A 15,969-nucleotide genomic window follows, 5' to 3' on the forward strand; every position below is an offset into this window, starting at 1 on the left:
TGGCTTCGCTCGCTCTGCGCGCCCGTGCGCCTGACTTCTGTCGGTGTGCCGTGGCGCGTTGCGATTCTTAGAGCTTGTTGGTTGCAGCTTGCTATTTAGCTGGAAGGAGTCTTTGCTTGTATGCGAGTCCTTGTGACGGGCGCTTTTGGCAATATCGGTTTTAGTACGGTGCAGGAGTTGCTGCGCCAGGGCCATACGGTCCGTTGCCTCGATCTGCGTACGAAAGGTAACGAGCAGAAGGCGTCACAGATTAGCCGTGAGGCGGGCGCGCGGGTGACGATCCAATGGGGCGATATCCGCTATCGTGAGGTGCTGGCTGAGGCAGTGCGCGATCAGGAGGTGGTAGTCCATCTGGCAGCCATTCTGCCGCCAGATATCTATGAAAAGCTAGAGCTGGCTTATGAGGTGAATGTGGAGGGGACGCGCAATGCGATTGAGGTGGCACGGCAGCAGCCCCGGCCTCCGCGCTTTCTCTTTGGTTCAAGCCTGGATGTGTTCGGCTACACGCAGGATCAGCCGCCGCCGCGCAAGGTGACCGATCCGGTCCAGGCAACCGACGATTATACGCGCCATAAGTTGGCAGGGGAGGCAATGCTGCAGCAGTCCGGCTTGACTTGGGCGATCTTCCGCTTCGCTGATGTGCCCCCCTTGGGACCGCGCCCGATCCATCCGATTATGTTCCGTATTCCTCTCGATACGCGCCTGGAGATGCTGCATACGTTCGATGCCGGGCTGGCGGTGGCCAATGCGGTGAGCAGTCACGAGGTCTGGGGGAAGATCTGGCTGATCGGCGGCGGCCCCTCTTGTCAGGTGCGCTATCGCGATTATTTGAACCGCATGCTGGAGGTGATGGGGATCGGTTCGCTGCCAGTGGAGGCTTTCGGCCACGAGCCGTACTGTACGGACTGGCTGGATACGAGTGAGAGTCAGCGGGTGCTGCGCTATCAGCGCCATTCCTTCGAGGAGATTATTCAGGATGTGGCAAAGTATGCGGCTCCGCCGGCCCCGGTGCGGGCGCTGATGCCGCTGCTGCGCCCGATGGTGCGCCGCCAGATGCTGAAGCTTTCTCCGTACTGGCAGAAGACCCAGGCTCCTTCGGCCTGAGTCGAGGGCTGAACAAGCTCCCGAAGCCGCTTGAGGCGCGTTTGCTGATTGCTCCCGTTGAGAAGAGCAGGCAGGCCAACGCGCCTCTGGCTGTTCTCGGGACCACATCGGGCAGGTCTGGCTTTAGATGAGGATGCGCCCGTCTTTCAGGAAGAGGGTGTCGTCAACCCAGACTTCGCCGCCCTTGCGCAGGTCGCAAATCATGTCCCAGTGCAGGGCCGAGCGGTTCTGTCCCCCTGCTTCGGGGTAGCTGGCCCCCAGGGCGAGGTGAATGGTGCCGCCGATTTTTTCGTCGAAGAGGATGTTGCGCGTGCTCCGCTGAATATTCCAGTTGTTGCCAAAGGCAAATTCCCCAGCAATACGCGCTCCGCTGTCGATATCAAGCATGCGCAGCAGATAGTCTTGTCCCTGGCGGGCGCTGGCTTCGACGACTTTGCCGCCGGCGAAGGCCAGGCGGATGCCTTCGACAAGGCGCCCGTCAACGGTACTGGGCAGGTCGAAGGTGATGGTGCCTTCGAGGCTGTCTTCGACGGGACTGGTGAAGATTTCGCCGCTGGGGAAGTTGCGCCGCCCGTCGCTGTTGATGAAGCGCCGCCCAACCACGGAAAGGGTCAGGTCGGTGCCTTCGCTGAGGACACGAATGCGCTCTTTCCCTTCAAGCCAGGCAACGAGACGCTGCTGTTGCTGCGAGAGGTCCCGCCAGCGGGCGGCAGGATCAGGATCGTTGAGAAAACAGGCTTCGAAGACGAATTCTTCGAATTCGCTCAGGGAGAGGCCGGCGTCCTGGGCATAGGCTTCGGTGGGATAAAGGGTCAGGCACCAGCGATAGCTGCCCCCTTGCTCGCGCTGCTGAAGGCGGTTTCTGATGGCTCCCTGGGCTTTGCGCCGTCTGGCCAGGCGGCCTGGGTCGAGAGTGGTAAGAGCGCTGGTGTTGCTCTCGGCTTCGATTCCCAGGCGAGCGGCAATGCGTTCGGCGAAACCTTCGAGGAGCAAGGGGGTGTTTTGTAGCTGGTCGTCGTTGCCTTCGCGTAGCAGTAGCTCCTCCAGTCTGTCCAGGTTGAGCAGGGACAGGGGATACGCTCCAGCGCGCAAAAGCTCTCGATAGACGTTCTCGATCAGGGGCGCGGCCAGGGGCGTGGATTGGATGGCGACAAGCTGACCTGGCTGCACCTGGAGGCAGTAGTCAACCAGGGTCCGCGCCCAACGGACCAGTCGAATGTCGTGCATGTGGCTTTCCTTTCTTCTTTTCCTCGCACACGTCTTGTTTCTGACTGATGATGATAGCATAAGGTCAGAAGACCAGCCAGCGCAGCCGAGCGCAATCTCTTGCCGATCCCAGTACTGCCGTTGGAAAGGCTTGGAAGATTACAATGGGGATTCGTCTCTCTTTAAGAGAGGAAGCTGTTTTCTGTCATGTCTGGCAACAGTGCTATTGTTGTTCTCAGAGCAGAAAGGAGCGGTAGAAACCAGATGAGCATTGCCATTGTAATTCTTGTGCTTGCCCTGATTTCCCTGGGACTGGCTGTCATCAGCAGCTTGCTGCAGCGACGGAGGCACGGCCCGGCGGCGTGTGCTGGTGTTGGGCGAGGCAGCACTCTGGAGGAGGAGGCGATCGAGACAGGGGGTGATCAGCCGGTCAGCGGCAGTGTGCATAGCCACCATCGCCATGCGCCGCATCCAGAGACATCGCTGCCGTCACATTCGTCGGGTTCTCACCATAGCGGTCATGCCGGCGGTCACTTCGGCGGTCATGCCGGTGGCCATTTCGGCGGTCATACTGGCGGTCACTTCGGCGGCCATTTCGGTGGGGACGCTGGTGGTCATCACGGCTTCTGAGTCTGCTCTGGGAAGGGGGAAGCGTTGAGGAACGCTTCCCCCTTGCTCAGGAGGTTCCTTTTTCGCTGATTCTGAATCGAGCCGAGCTGGTCGCCTTGCAGCCCACAGGAGAGGTTCTGCTGTCGCCACTGCCTGCCTGCCTCTAGCGGGGCTTGTGTCCCCAGACCGTCAGCAGTGTGTAGAGGCCACAAAAGTCTTCCTGCTGCACTTCTGCTGTCGCTTGCTGGGTCAGGTGCCTAAGCTCTTCGCTTGTAGCTACTCCCATTTTGATCAAGAATGGTTGGATCAGCTCCTGGAGCATCAGCCAGTCTTTGAGCATTGGATAGTAGCCTTCGGTCCCCATCGAACACTCAATGGCGCTGGCCCGCAGCTTCACCTCGCGAAAGCCGGCCTGGCGCACCAGCCGCGGCAGCACCGGCGTGATCCCAAAGTGGCGCCCGTCTGCCGAGAAGCTCTGGCCCGCCTTCTTGAAGGCCTCCGTCAGGAGAGCGTTGAAGCGCTCCGCAGCTGGGCTGTTCGTCAGGCCGGACTCGGACTCGGTGAGCCGGATCACCCCACCCGGCTTGAGCAGACGCCGACACTCGGCCAGCAGCTTCGGCCAGGCCCCCGGCAGCATGAAGCCTAACAGCAACCGCCCGTTGACCAGGTCAAAGGTGGCATCGGGGAAGGCCAGCGGCTCCATGATATTCATCACCTGAAAATGGGCGTTCTGCAGCCCCCGCGACCAGGCCTGCGCTCGCGCATACTCGATCACCGCCTGGCTGATGTCGACCCCGATCACTTCCACTTTGGGATAGGCAAAGGCGAGTTCTAAGGCCCAGCCTCCCGGGCCGCAGGCCAGGTCGAGGACGCGCCCCCCTTCGGGCAGCGGCGCCCCTTCTGGAAACTCCGGCAAGAGACCCCCCATTCCACGGGTCAGCATCTGGTCCTGATGCATCAGACGGGCCAGCTCACCCGCATTCTCCGAATCGATCACATAGGTGTTCTGGCCCTCTTCTGGCACGCTGTTCTTCTCGGCAGAGTCCATCATGCCTCTCTTCCTTGCTCTCCTCTAGTCCTGGGGCGCGTATCCCCAGACCGTCAGCAGCGAGTACAGCCCACAAAACTCCTCTTGCTGCATTTCCGCCAGCGCCTGCTGGCTGAGAAGTCGCAGCTCTTCTTGAGTGGCGATCCCCATCTTGATCAGAAACGGCTGACCCAGTTCGAGGCCCATCAAATAATCCTTGAAGACGGCATAATGGGCCTCAGTTCCCATTGACCACTCGACGGCGCTGGCCCGCAGCTTCACCTCGCGAAAGCCGGCCTGGCGCACCAATTTAGGCAGCACCGGGGTAATGCCCACCTGGCGCCCGTCTGCCGAGAAGCTTTGACCCGCCTTCTTGAGCGCCTCGCAGAACAGCGCATGCAGACGCTCCAAAGCTGGGCTGGTGGACAATGGTAGCTCCGCCTCTGTCAGCCGGATCACCCCGCCGGGCTTGAGCAGACGCCGACACTCGGCCAGCAGCTTCGGCCAGGCCCCCGGTAGCATGAAGCCTAACAGTAACCGCCCGTTGACCAGGTCAAAGGTGGCATCGGGGAAGGCCAGCGGCTGCATGACATTCATCACCTGAAAATGGGCGTTCTGCAGCCCCCGCGACCAGGCCTGCGCTCGCGCATACTCGATCACCGCCTGGCTGATGTCGACCCCGATCACTTCCACTTTGGGATAGGCAAAGGCGAGTTCTAAGGCCCAGCCTCCCGGGCCGCAGGCCAGGTCGAGGACGCGCCCCCCTTCGGGCAGCGGCGCCCCTTCTGGAAACTCCGGCAAGAGACCCCCCATTCCACGGGTCAGCATCTGGTCCTGATGCATCAGACGGGCCAGCTCACCCGCATTCTCCGAATCGATCACGTAGGTGTTCTGGCCCTCTTCTGGCACGCTGTTCTTCTCGGCAGAGTCCATCATGCCTCTCTTCCTTGCTCTCCTCTAGTCCTGGGGCGCGTATCCCCAGACCGTCAGCAGCGAGTACAGCCCACAAAACTCCTCTTGCTGCATCTCGGCTACAGCAAGCTGAGCCAGATGTTCTAGCTCCTGGGGGGTGCCCACCCCCATCTTGATCAGAAATGGCCGAATGAGTTCGAGCCCCATCAAATAATCCTTGAAGACCGGATAATGGGCCTCAGTTCCCATTGACCACTCGACGGCGCTGGCCCGCAGCTTCACCTCGCGAAAGCCGGCCTGACGCACCAATTTAGGCAGCACCGGCGTGATCCCAAAGTGGCGCCCGTCTGCCGAGAAGCTCTGACCCGCCTTCTTGAGCGCCTCACAGCAGAGTGCCTGGAAGCGCTCCAGTGCAGGGCTGGTCGTTAATGCTGGCTCGGCTTCGGTCAGCCGGATCACCCCACCCGGCTTGAGCAGACGCCGACACTCGGCCAGCAGCTTCGGCCAGGCCCCCGGCAGCATGAAGCCTAACAGTAACCGCCCGTTGACCAGGTCAAAGGTGGCATCGGGGAAGGCCAGCGGCTGCATGACATTCATCACCTGAAAATGGGCGTTCTGCAGCCCCCGCGACCAGGCCTGCGCTCGCGTATACTCGATCACCGCCTGGCTGATGTCGACCCCGATCACTTCCACTTTGGGATAAGCGAAGGCGAGTTCTAAGGCCCAGCCTCCCGGGCCGCAGGCCAGGTCGAGGACGCGCCCCCCTTCGGGCAGCGGTGCCCCTTCTGGAAACTCCGGCAAGAGACCCCCCATTCCACGGGTCAGCATCTGGTCCTGATGCATCAGACGGGCCAGCTCACCCGCATTCTCCGAATCGATCACGTAGGTGTTCTGGCCCTCTTCTGGCACGCTGTTCTTCTCGGCAGAGTCCATCATGCCTCTCTTCCTTGCTCTCCTCTAGTCCTGGGGCGCGTATCCCCAGACCGTCAGCAGCGAGTACAGCCCACAAAACTCCTCTTGCTGCATCTCGGCTACTGCCTGTTGCTCTAAGCGCTCTACATCGCTCTTATCGAGGCTCTCCATCTTCATCACAAAGGGCCTCATAAGTTCTAAGCCCATCAGCCAGTCTTTGAAGACCGGATAATGGGCTTCGGTTCCCATCGACCACTCGACGGCGCTGGCTCGCAGTCGCACGTTAGCAAAGCCCGCCTGCCTCACCAATTTAGGCAGCACCGGCGTGAGACCAACATGGCGCCCGTCTGCTGAGAAGCTCTGGCCCGCCTTCTTAAGAGCATCGCAGAGCAGTGCCTGATAGCGCTCCAGTGCAGGGCTGGTCGTCAACGTCAGCTCAGTTTCCGTCAGCCGGATCACTCCGCCAGGCTTGAGGAGGCGCCGACACTCGGCCAGCAGCTTCGGCCAGGCCCCCGGCAGCATAAAGCCAAAGAGCAGCCGCCCGTTGACCAGGTCAAAGGTGGCATCGGGGAAGGCCAGCGGCTGCATGACGTTCATCACTTGAAAGTGGGCGTTCTCCAGCCCACGCGACCAGGCTTGCGCGTTGGCGTATTCAATCACTGCCTGGCTGATGTCGACCCCGATCACTTCCACTTTGGGATAGGCGAAGGCCACTTCCAAGGCCCAGCCTCCCGGGCCGCAGGCCAGGTCGAGGACGCGCCCCCCTGCGGGCAGCGGTGCCCCTTCAGGAAACTCGGGGAAGAGGCCGCCCATGCCCGCGGTGAGGATGCGATCCTGCAGCATCAGGCGCGCTAACTCACCGGTATTCTCAGAGTCAATCAAGTAGGTGCTGCGGCTACTCTCCAGCTCTTTACGATGCTTCTCTTCAAGAGCCATCGCCGTTCTCCTCTGTTTACTCCCTTCTAGGCAGCGGAACACTGTTCCATTAGAATTTGCCTGACAACGATAGTGACGAGTCAGCTCGCGCCATTGCATTACGGCTGATCTACTTCGATGCCAAAGCAGAGAAAGCGTAGTGGAAGCGAGCCAGCATTTGTAATCTCATGAGGCAGCAGAGGAGGGACAAGTAGACAGTCTCCCTCTTTCACCGTGAGTGACTGCTCACCAAGCCTCATCTGGCCTTCCCCTTCCAGTAGATAAAATACCTCTTGCATCGTTTCATGGGCGTGGCTGTGGATCGTCTCGCCGGGAGCAACCTCCACCTCATTGACAAAACACAGGGTTGAGAGCGCCTCTTCACGGTAAAGAAGGACCCGCTTGAGTGCCCCATGACGGGTTGGCTCCAGCGGGACAGCCTCTCTCGCCCGTCTGAGAGGCTGCGGGTGTTTTTGAGTGGGCGAGGAATGGTTTTGACCGGTCATAATTGCTCTCCTCTCACAACGCTCTCAGAGCAACTGATAGCCTGCTGAGTAGGCGATCGTTTTCCCTTCTTGCAAGAGGGAGAGGAAGCCAGCATCGCCGAGCTGCAGGCGTTGCTCAGCTAGCCAGATGAGACGCGACAGCTTTCCCAAGAGGGTTGGATAGTGATCCTGAACTACAAGAATCAGGCGCTGGGCCTCCTCGATCGCTGCTGCAGGATCAAGCAGAATGAGACATTGAGCACGAGAAACTTGCATAACCAGGGACTCAAAGCCGGGCAGCTCGATACTCAGGCCGTCCCACTCTTGGAAAAGCTGGTATGCGAGACGTGCAGCTTGCTCCCGGCGAGCTAACGCCAGCGGTTTGTGCAGATGAAAAGCAAGACGCTTGTAGCCTTCCCCCTGCATATAGGTAACCTGATTGAGTGCTTTGGCTCGTTCACTGCCAGGAAGTGCAAGCACGCTGCTGCGAGCGGCGTCTAGCCGCTGTAACCACAAGTTCTCATCACCACGGGTAGCAGCGAGATGAGCATACTCACACAGGAAATGGGTCCAGAGGGGAGACAGCTCTTGCCCCTGAAGCAACTGGAGGCCTTCTTGACACGCCTGCTCAGCCTCTTCAAAACGCCAGAGCACACGCTGATGCCTCCCACGGCGAGCAAGCAACTGCGCAGCTTGAAGGCGCTCCTTGTCCTTCTTGAGATTGCCAGCACGTAGAAAACGCCCCTCCAGTTCATTGTAGAAGGCAATGAGCTGTGGAGCACGTTGGTACCAAGAAAGTACATACTCCAGAGCACACGCCATAAGTAACCCAAGGCGTAACTCCCAAGAGGCCATTGCCGTGTCATCGCGCAGGTCGGGAGCAGCTAGCCAACGCTCATAGAGACTTTGCGTTACAGTCAATACATATTGATGCTCTCCCTGCTGCAAAAGCTTTTCTAGAGAGTTCAAGAGCAGGTACAAGAGATCCAAATCAAGAGAAGCTTTTGAGAGGGCAACAGGCTGTCTTAGCTCCTTACTAGCCTGGAGAAGCTCGCTAGTCCCAACCGCTCCGGCCCCAAGGGCCACCACCATGCGCTGCAAGGCACGAAGTAATTCTCGTCGGGCATAGTCGAATGAAGGCATGTCCTGGCTCTCCTCTCTCACCCCTCGGAGGTGCTGAGATTCAACGCTAGCGGGCGCAGCTGAACAGGAGGATTGCCACGTGGAGGGCCCACCGAGGATAATTCCGGAGCGACCAGTCGGCAATTCGTCTGATCTCTGGTGTGCCTGGCTGGTCCGCAGCCGAAGATGAGGCCGAAGATGAGGCACTGCCAACCACCGCACCAGAGGACGCGCGCATAGGTAAGCCACAAGCTCTTCGGTCTGAGGCTCTGGACGGCGACCCGCTCGCCCTAGCGCTTCCTGCAGACGGCCATAAGTTATTTCAATTTCTTGATATGCTCCTCTCTCTCCTAATAGTTCCACAAGTAATCTAAAGACATCTTCATTTTCTGGCTGCCTTTCCAGGAGGAGGCGAAGATAGAGTTCAGCTTGAGCAATTCCCCCTTGATGCAGATAGCAGCGCACGAGTGCCTGAACGCACTGGCTCAGGAGGCCTTCGAGCAGTTCACGCCTTGCTTCCAGCCAGGGAGCATAGCAACCGGCCAGGAAGACACCCCGTCGCCCGAGCTGAAAGGCCCGTTCCCAACAGACTAAGGCTAAACCTGGCTCTCCGAAACGTTCAAAACGACTGGCCTGCTCCATATACCATAAAAATGCATCGACATCCAACCAGACAGTCGGATAGGGAGCTATACGATAGGCCCTGCTTACACCAGCCTGCTCTAACCAAAATAATCTATCAGGTTCAACTTCTGGCACTACAGACCTTAATAGACAGCGCAGGCGAGATGCCGTATCATCGAGCCGAGCCGCCGCCTTGCGAGGAGAATAGTCTCCAAAGAGCCACTCCTGCAGGTCTTCACGTGTGGCTAGCCGCTCCGGCTGGCACAACAAGGCAGCCAACAGCGCAAAAATATGCTGATAGCTGCTTAGGCTCTTTCTGCGAATCCCCTTCTGCTCTCCCTGAGAGAGGACACGACTGGACCACACCCGCCTAGGAGCCTGCTCCGGCCCTTGCACCGTCAACCGACCGAAGGTGCGTAGCACAAGCCAGGACTCCCTCCGCTTCTGTCCTACCGAGTCTCCCCTGGGCTGGACCTCGATGCCGTTCTTCTCTTCCATTCTGCGAGAGCCCTCCTCCAGGCACCTGGCAGTAAAACTGAACCTGGCCAGCTGTGATTTTCCTCTTCTGAAAAACCTTTTACACAAGAGTATATAAATGCTTTTTCTAAAGTATACCATCCATTCGCTTACGGCGCCAGATGCCGCACAGGCTCAAGAGAGAGTTCAGAGAAAGTCACAGCTGGCCACGAGATGTTACCAGAAAAGCTAGAGATGGGTATAAAGAACAGACAGCAGCGCACAAGAAGCTTACACGCCCAGGCTCCAGGCAGTGATAGCTTCTTCCTCTGGTACTCCCAGCTCCGTCATCCTGGGCTACTTGATCCGTGTCTGGAATGAACAACGCGAGACAATCTATAAACTTCGCTCCGTCGATCATCCTGAATACAGGTATATCATGATAACTACGGTAGCAAAAGCCATTCTCATAGCGTACTGGTGAACTGAGCATATGCTAGACTTTCATTGATCAGAAAAATTTTACATAAATGAAATTAAAACACCAGGAGGAACCGAGAGAAGAGACCCTGGAGCCAAGCTATCTTTGGCAGCAGGACGGCTTCAGAAGGTAGGAATACAGAAAGGAGAGCGGATCTATGCTTACAGCGAACCCTTGCCAGCCGCCAGATCACCAGTCGCCTCACCTGGTTGGCCTGAGAGACCAGGCCCAGATGAGCAACACCAGTCCCCAGTTCCGTGCAGCTTCATTGGCAGAAGAGAGCGACTATGCATCACAGTCCCACCACCTCGATTCTCTGACCAGGCTTGGCAGGCAGGCATTCCAACAGGGTCAGTTAGCAGAGGCATTGCGCATCTTCGAAGAAGCTTGGAAGCTAGCAGTATCTGCCCAGTTGCCAGCTGAGGCAGCAAGGCTACAGGGGTGGTGTGGCTTGATCTACCGCCGCTCCGGTCGCTCGCGACTGGCATTGCAAGCCTATCAGAACGCCCTATCTTTCTACAGAAGAGACCCTGATTCTCGCTGGTCTGCCTTCCTGATAAGCGAGATCGGTCAGGCGCTGCATCTACAAGGGCGCCTCTCAAAAGCTTTCCTTTACTGTCTGGTCGGCTTGCGCCTTCATCTCCAGCTTGCAGAACAGAGCCGGGGCAACGCTCTCGCGATAGGGATGAGTCACGCTGCGCTTGGTCTGGTCTGGCACTCCTTTCGAGAGCTTGCCCATGCCGAAAAACACTTTCACGCAGCCCTTACGTACTATCAGCAAGCTGCCTACCAACCAGGAATCGCTACCCTCTTCTATTATCAGGGGTTGATCGCTCTGGCCAAGACTCAGCTTAAACAAGCAGCAGAGCTATTCCAACAGGCGCACATGCTGGCAAGGGATTGCAAGGGCGATGAAGAAGTTGCCTTGCTCATCGAGCATGGCTTAGGCCGTCTTGCTGCCTGTAAAAAAAGCTGGCCAGAAGCGATAAGCCGTCTCCGCAACGTCTGTGAAGGCGCTCAACGCCTCCAGAATCGCTATCTCCAGGCACACAGCTTCTTGGAGATGGCCGGAGTGCTGCAGCACTCCGGCCAATATGCAGCGGCCAACCACTATTGTCTTCAGGCCCAAGCACTTGCCAGGCAAGAGGACTATCACCTGTTGTTGGCCCACAGTGAGATTCTATTAGGCGACCTTCTCATGACCCAGGGGCAAGTCGCTCAAGCTCTCGCTCACTACCGCGAAGGGTGCTCTTTGTCGGCCCTGACCGAGGCTCAGACGCATCTACAGGCCAGGCAGCGACTAATTGAAGGGCTGTCGTCTGTATCGCAGGGGTTTGGAAAGAGATCAGAAAAATTCTGCCAACAGCAGAAGCAGATCACTGGCTCCTCTTTGCTGGAGGGCCAGGCTGACGAAGGTTTGTGACTGAGATCAAGCCCTTACAATAAGAGGACCCTGAGCGGAGCCTGCTCGGGCTGGCCCGCCCAGGGTCCTCAAGTCCCGCGCCCAGCCAGTCGTGGACCAGTGGCGGGGGGACAGGAGTCGCCGTTTTAGATGCCGATGCTTAGCCGCGCGCGCGCTCGGCAGCCTTCAGAATAGCACGGCGCGCCATCACAGCGGCCATCTGCGCCCGATACTGCTTCGAACCGTGGATATCCTCCATCAGCTCCAGGCCCTCAGCGGCATGGCTGGCCGCCTCGGCCACCGTCGCCTCATCCAGCTGCTTGCCCACCAGGGCCGCCTCCACCGTCGAGGCCCGTGTCGGCATCGTCCCCGCCCCCGTAATCACCACACTGGCCGCCGTACAGGTGCCATCGGCCCCCAAGGTCACCACCGCCGCACAGCCGGCGACCGCGTAGTGCGACGCCTTATTGGCCAGCTTGGTATAGGCGCTGCCCGTGCGCGCCGGCGGCAGCGGGAAACGAATCTCCGTCACTATCTCGCCCGGCTCCAGGGCCGTCGTGAAGGTCCCCAGGAAGAAATCATCCGCCGCGACCGTTCGCTCCCCATTGGGGCCGCGCACACGAATCTCCGCCCTCAGCGCGCGCACCGCCCCCGGCATGTCCGCCGACGGATCAGCATGCGAAATACTGCCGCCGATCGTCCCCCGATTGCGCACCTGCGGATCACCGATCACCGAAGCACACTCGGGCAAGAGGGCAAAATGCCGGCGCAGGACCTCCGAACGCTCAATCGTCGCATAGGTCGTCAAAGCCCCGACCGCTACCGCTCCCTGCTCCTCTCGAATATAAGAAAGGCCAGGAATGCGGCCAATATCGATCAAGTGGGCAGGCTGGGCCAGGCGCAGCTTCATTGTCGGAAGCAGACTATGGCCTCCGGCCAGCAGCTTGGCATCATCACCGTACTGCGAGAGCAGGGCAATGGCCTCATCCACCGAGGTCGCAGGATGATACTCAAAAGCGGCAGGAATCATCAGACATCTCCTCCTCGCATCGTACGTCAAGGCAGAGGGCGTGCAGGCCAGCCAGCCGGATCAGGCGGCCCCTTGACCGGCCCGCACCCGCCCGCCCTGGCCTTCATCATCGACGTTCGTCAGGGCAAGAGCAGCAGCCACCAACGCGCTTTACGCCTGCGGCTGGGCCTGCTGCTGCTGGATAATCCGCCAGATGCGCTCAGGCGTCAACGGGATATCGACATGTGGCAGACCGAGCGCATCGGCCACCGCCGCGGCCACCGCTGGTGTCGCCGCGATGGTGCCGGCCTCGCCCACGCCCTTGACCCCGAGCGGATTATACGGTGTTGGCGTCACCGTATGATCCAGCTCAAAAGGCGGCAGCTCCGAAGCCAGCGGCATCGCATAGTCCATAAACGTCGACGTCAGCAACTGGCCATTCTCATCGTAGACCACGCCCTCAAAGAGCGCCTGCCCGACCCCCTGAACGATGCCCCCGTGGATCTGGCCCGCCACTAACAACGGATTCAACTGGCGCCCACAGTCATCGACGGCCACATAGCGCCTCAGATGCACCTCGCCCGTATCCTTATCGATCTCCACAACGCAGATATGCGTCCCGAACGGGAAGGTACAGGCTTCCGGCTCAAAGAAGACCGTCGTCTCCAGTCCCGGCTCAATCCCCGGTGGCAGCGTATTCGAGAAATTGGCCGCCGCCGCCACCTCAGCGAAAGTCACCGCCTTCTGCGGCGCCCCAGTCACCGAGAACCTGCCATCCTCCAGCGTCACATCCGCCGGGCTGGCCTCCAGCATATGGGCGGCAATCTGCTTCATCTTCTCCTTCAGCTTCTGCACCGCATTATAGACCGCCGTCCCGCCCACCGCCGTCGTTCGGCTGCCGTAGGTGCCGCGCCCCTCGGGCGTCGAATCGGTATCGCCGTGCAGCACCAGCACGCGCTCAATCGGAATGCCAAACTCATCGGCGGCAATCTGCGCAAAGGTCGTCTCCTCGCCCTGCCCATGCGGCGAAGCCCCCGTATAGATCAAGACATCGCCGCTCTGATCGACACGCACCCGCGCGCTCTCATACAGACCAAAGGGGGTCAAGCCCTTGGGACCAATGCCGCAGATCTCCACATAGGAAGAGATGCCGATCCCCATCAGCTTCCCCTGGGCCCGCAGCTGCGCCTGCTCGGCCCGCAGCTGCTGATAGCCGATCAACTGCATGGCCTTCTCTAGAGCCAGCTGATAGTTGCCGCTATCGTAGACCGTCCCGGTGGCCATCTTATGCGGGAACTGCTCCGGCTTCACAAAATTGATCATGCGCACCTCGGCAGGATCTTTGCCCAGGGCATGAGCCACCAGATCAACAGCTCGCTCCGCGATATAAGCCGCCTCGGGCCGACCCGCGCCGCGATAGGCATCGGTCGGAGCCTTATTGGTAAAGACAATATCGCAACTGCCATAGGCCACCGGGATATCGTAGCAGCCGCAGATCATCGGCAGCGTAAAGGCAATCGCGATCACATCCGTAAAGAACTGCAGGTAAGCGCCCAAGTCCGAGACCACATGGACCTTCAAGCCCGTGATCTTTCCCTCGCGGGTCGCCGCCACCTCCACATAATCGATCTGGTCGCGCCCGTGGATCGTCACCGCCAGATTCTCGCTGCGATCCTCGATCCACTTGACCGGGCGGCCCGTCTTCATGGCCGCAAAGGCAGCCAGGGCCTCTTCAGGATAAATATTGAGCTTGCAGCCAAAGCCACCACCGACCTCGGGCACAATCACCCGGACCTGATGCTGCGGCAGACCGAGCTGCTCGGCCAGGTAGTTGCGCAACAGGTGAGGAATCTGCGAAGAACTCCAGACAGTCAGCGTGCGATCCGCCTTGCGGAACTCCGCCACTACCCCGCGCGTCTCCATCGGCGAGGGAGCCAGCCGCTGATTAACTATGCGCTGCTTGACCACAACGCCGCCGTTGGCCTGGGTCTCGGCAAAGACACGGTCGATCTCATCGGTCGGGGGATGCACCGAGGCGGCCACATTCGTCCCAAACTCCTCATAGAGCAAAGGCGCATCGGGCTGAGCCGCCTTCTCAGGATCAACTACCGCCGGCAGCGGCTCGTAGTCGACCTCGATCAGATCGAGGGCATCGCGCGCCCCGTAACGGCTCTCGGCGATCACCACCGCCACCGGATCGCCGTAGAAACGGACCTTGCCCTCAGCCAGCGGCCCACGTCGGCCCATGCCATTGGTGATGTGCGGCGGCAACGGAGCCGCCACCGGGATAGAGCCAACTACCCCCTTGAGGTCCTGAGCCGTATAGACCGCCACCACGCCCGGAGCCTGCCTGGCTGCCTCCGTATTGATGCTGCGAATGCGCGCATGGCCATAAGGACTGCGTAAGACAGCCATGTAGAGCATGCCAGCGAGCTTGAGATCGTCGACGTAGGTCGCTTGACCGGTGATCAGACGGGGATCTTCGCGCCGCTTAATCGGCGTACCAACCAGTGCAGCAATACCCATAAGCAACCGTTCCTTTCTCCTCGTAACAGGCAACAGAGACGTCTAGAGGAGACCTGGCCAGTTCAACCCAGCCAACACAGCCCGCCTCGCCCCACGCGGAACGAAGAGGCGGACGGCCTGCAGACAGCGCTGTCTGAACCAGGTAAGCACGCTTCTTGTTGCTGGATGACTACGTGAACGCCAGTAACGACTGTCGAGCACCGCCGAACCTCGCTGGAGCAGCGCCAGCGCGGCTGGCTTTGCCGGGTCAAGGCAATGCATGGGGTTGAGAACCGGGCCGGGCCAGCCCGATAGCGGGACGCCGGCTCAGTGCAGCAGAAGAGAGGCCAGGAGAGCCTGACTGACGCTACTCGCTGGCACCGACGGGCTGCGAGACGCCAGCCTGCAGCTTCTCCGCCGCATACTGGACAGCCCGCACAATATTTTGATAGCCTGTGCAGCGGCAGATATTGCCCTCTAGACCCTTACGGATCTCCTCCTCGCTCGGCTTGGGGTTGGTCTTCAGCAACTGGTAGGCCGCCATGATCATGCCCGGCGTGCAGAAACCACACTGCAGCCCATGCTTCTCCCAAAAACCTTCCTGCAACGGATGCAGCTGTCCCTCCGGAGCCAGGCCCTCAATGGTCGTCACCTCACAGCCGTCCGCCTGCACGGCCAGCACAGTACAGGACTTGACCGCCTCACCATTGAGGAGCACGGTACAGGCCCCACACTGCGAGGTGTCACAGCCGATGTGCGTACCCGTCAGGTCCAGCACATCGCGCAAATAATGCACCAGCAACATGCGCGGTTCGATCTCTGAACGGTATTGCTGACCATTCACAGTCACCGTGATTTCGCGCTTCGTCGTCATTGGTGATACCCTCCATGTGGTCGGTTTCATCAGGCCCGTGAATGAGCTTCCGCCCTCAGTTCAGTATACAGGGGCCTGGAACAGCATAGGACCATAAGGGAACAGCTCGTGTCTGTGCATTGGACTGCAGCCAGAGAAGCGGATGGCCTGGGCGCATGAGCCATCGGCCCAGCCACAGGGCCGCAGGCGCTCAGATGCCCCCTCCTCGCTCGCAGACAACTCACTCCGGATGCTTGAGAGTCACGGGGAAAGGATCAACACAGGGCAGGCTCGCCAGATCGCTGCCCCCCTGCCCCTTCATCGTTGCGGCTTCTCCTTCCTTTCTC

General features: G+C 59.7%; 13 protein-coding genes and 1 pseudogene. 3 read left to right on the forward strand and 11 right to left on the reverse strand.

From position 1 onward, the window contains the following. Positions 1–120: 120 nt before the first annotated feature. Positions 121–1,104, forward strand: a complete 984-nt coding sequence (locus N688_RS14020) for an NAD-dependent epimerase/dehydratase family protein (protein WP_052889863.1) — start codon at positions 121–123, stop codon at positions 1,102–1,104. A gap of 123 nt (positions 1,105–1,227) precedes the next feature. On the opposite strand, the gene N688_RS14025 is transcribed toward N688_RS14020, so the two are convergent. Next, on the reverse strand, positions 1,228–2,331 hold the full coding sequence (locus tag N688_RS14025; protein WP_052889864.1) for an aminopeptidase: 1,104 nt from the start codon (positions 2,329–2,331) through the stop codon (positions 1,228–1,230). Between the two features lie 243 nt (positions 2,332–2,574). Here N688_RS14025 and N688_RS22865 point away from each other — a divergent pair, with 243 nt between their 5' ends. Then, entirely contained in the window at positions 2,575–2,940 is a 366-nt protein-coding gene (locus N688_RS22865) for a hypothetical protein (protein ID WP_052889865.1), read from the forward strand. Positions 2,941–3,082: 142 nt separating this feature from the next. On the opposite strand, the gene N688_RS14035 is transcribed toward N688_RS22865, so the two are convergent. From N688_RS14035 to N688_RS24000, 7 genes and pseudogenes are all read right to left on the reverse strand, one after another. Next, positions 3,083–3,970, reverse strand: coding sequence for a class I SAM-dependent methyltransferase (locus N688_RS14035; RefSeq protein ID WP_052889866.1), 888 nt, complete (start codon positions 3,968–3,970; stop codon positions 3,083–3,085). A 21-nt stretch (positions 3,971–3,991) separates the two neighbouring features. Then, the gene (locus tag N688_RS14040) at positions 3,992–4,882 is read right to left on the reverse strand and encodes a class I SAM-dependent methyltransferase (protein ID WP_052889867.1); all 891 of its coding nucleotides are present in this window, start codon (positions 4,880–4,882) and stop codon (positions 3,992–3,994) included. Positions 4,883–4,903: 21 nt separating this feature from the next. Continuing rightward, on the reverse strand, positions 4,904–5,794 hold the full coding sequence (locus N688_RS14045; RefSeq protein WP_052889868.1) for a class I SAM-dependent methyltransferase: 891 nt from the start codon (positions 5,792–5,794) through the stop codon (positions 4,904–4,906). A 21-nt stretch (positions 5,795–5,815) separates the two neighbouring features. Beyond that, positions 5,816–6,706 carry a class I SAM-dependent methyltransferase gene (locus tag N688_RS14050; protein WP_052889869.1) on the reverse strand — a complete coding sequence of 297 codons (891 nt, stop codon included), beginning with the start codon at positions 6,704–6,706 and terminating at the stop codon, positions 5,816–5,818. 98 nt (positions 6,707–6,804) lie between these two features. Then, positions 6,805–7,191 (reverse strand): cupin domain-containing protein, encoded by a 387-nt coding sequence (locus tag N688_RS14055; protein ID WP_052889870.1) that lies wholly within the window; start codon positions 7,189–7,191, stop codon positions 6,805–6,807. Between the two features lie 24 nt (positions 7,192–7,215). Beyond that, a complete protein-coding gene (locus tag N688_RS23605; protein WP_052889871.1) occupies positions 7,216–8,313 on the reverse strand; it encodes a hypothetical protein in 1,098 nt (365 codons plus the stop codon). A gap of 240 nt (positions 8,314–8,553) precedes the next feature. Next, a pseudogene (locus tag N688_RS24000) lies at positions 8,554–9,534 on the reverse strand (AfsR/SARP family transcriptional regulator); the annotation flags it as partial. Between the two features lie 1,145 nt (positions 9,535–10,679). On the opposite strand from N688_RS24000, the gene N688_RS23870 reads away from it, so the two are divergent. Continuing rightward, on the forward strand, positions 10,680–11,276 hold the full coding sequence (locus N688_RS23870; RefSeq protein WP_156025423.1) for a tetratricopeptide repeat protein: 597 nt from the start codon (positions 10,680–10,682) through the stop codon (positions 11,274–11,276). Between the two features lie 139 nt (positions 11,277–11,415). Here N688_RS23870 and N688_RS14070 read toward each other — a convergent pair whose 3' ends face one another. From N688_RS14070 to N688_RS14080, 3 genes are all read right to left on the reverse strand, one after another. Next, positions 11,416–12,285, reverse strand: coding sequence for an FAD binding domain-containing protein (locus tag N688_RS14070; RefSeq protein WP_052889873.1), 870 nt, complete (start codon positions 12,283–12,285; stop codon positions 11,416–11,418). A 150-nt stretch (positions 12,286–12,435) separates the two neighbouring features. Further along, complete coding sequence (locus N688_RS14075; protein ID WP_052889874.1) at positions 12,436–14,790, reverse strand: xanthine dehydrogenase family protein molybdopterin-binding subunit; 2,355 nt, start codon at positions 14,788–14,790, stop codon at positions 12,436–12,438. A gap of 346 nt (positions 14,791–15,136) precedes the next feature. After that, positions 15,137–15,643, reverse strand: a complete 507-nt coding sequence (locus N688_RS14080) for a (2Fe-2S)-binding protein (protein WP_052889875.1) — start codon at positions 15,641–15,643, stop codon at positions 15,137–15,139. Positions 15,644–15,969 lie beyond the last annotated feature (326 nt).

The organism is Thermogemmatispora carboxidivorans (assembly GCF_000702505.1).
Lineage (GTDB): Bacteria > Chloroflexota > Ktedonobacteria > Ktedonobacterales > Ktedonobacteraceae > Thermogemmatispora > Thermogemmatispora carboxidivorans.

What these genes read in the sequence shown, in the direction of transcription:
- N688_RS14020 (WP_052889863.1), top strand. Translation starts at nt 121, where the DNA reads ATGCGAGTCCTTGTGACGGGCGCTTTTGGCAATATCGGTTTTAGTACG.
- N688_RS14025 (WP_052889864.1), bottom strand. Translation starts at nt 2,331, where the DNA reads ATGCACGACATTCGACTGGTCCGTTGGGCGCGGACCCTGGTTGACTAC.
- N688_RS22865 (WP_052889865.1), top strand. Translation starts at nt 2,575, where the DNA reads ATGAGCATTGCCATTGTAATTCTTGTGCTTGCCCTGATTTCCCTGGGA.
- N688_RS14035 (WP_052889866.1), bottom strand. Translation starts at nt 3,970, where the DNA reads ATGATGGACTCTGCCGAGAAGAACAGCGTGCCAGAAGAGGGCCAGAAC.
- N688_RS14040 (WP_052889867.1), bottom strand. Translation starts at nt 4,882, where the DNA reads ATGATGGACTCTGCCGAGAAGAACAGCGTGCCAGAAGAGGGCCAGAAC.
- N688_RS14045 (WP_052889868.1), bottom strand. Translation starts at nt 5,794, where the DNA reads ATGATGGACTCTGCCGAGAAGAACAGCGTGCCAGAAGAGGGCCAGAAC.
- N688_RS14050 (WP_052889869.1), bottom strand. Translation starts at nt 6,706, where the DNA reads ATGGCTCTTGAAGAGAAGCATCGTAAAGAGCTGGAGAGTAGCCGCAGC.
- N688_RS14055 (WP_052889870.1), bottom strand. Translation starts at nt 7,191, where the DNA reads ATGACCGGTCAAAACCATTCCTCGCCCACTCAAAAACACCCGCAGCCT.
- N688_RS23605 (WP_052889871.1), bottom strand. Translation starts at nt 8,313, where the DNA reads ATGCCTTCATTCGACTATGCCCGACGAGAATTACTTCGTGCCTTGCAG.
- N688_RS14070 (WP_052889873.1), bottom strand. Translation starts at nt 12,285, where the DNA reads ATGATTCCTGCCGCTTTTGAGTATCATCCTGCGACCTCGGTGGATGAG.
- N688_RS14075 (WP_052889874.1), bottom strand. Translation starts at nt 14,790, where the DNA reads ATGGGTATTGCTGCACTGGTTGGTACGCCGATTAAGCGGCGCGAAGAT.
- N688_RS14080 (WP_052889875.1), bottom strand. Translation starts at nt 15,643, where the DNA reads ATGACGACGAAGCGCGAAATCACGGTGACTGTGAATGGTCAGCAATAC.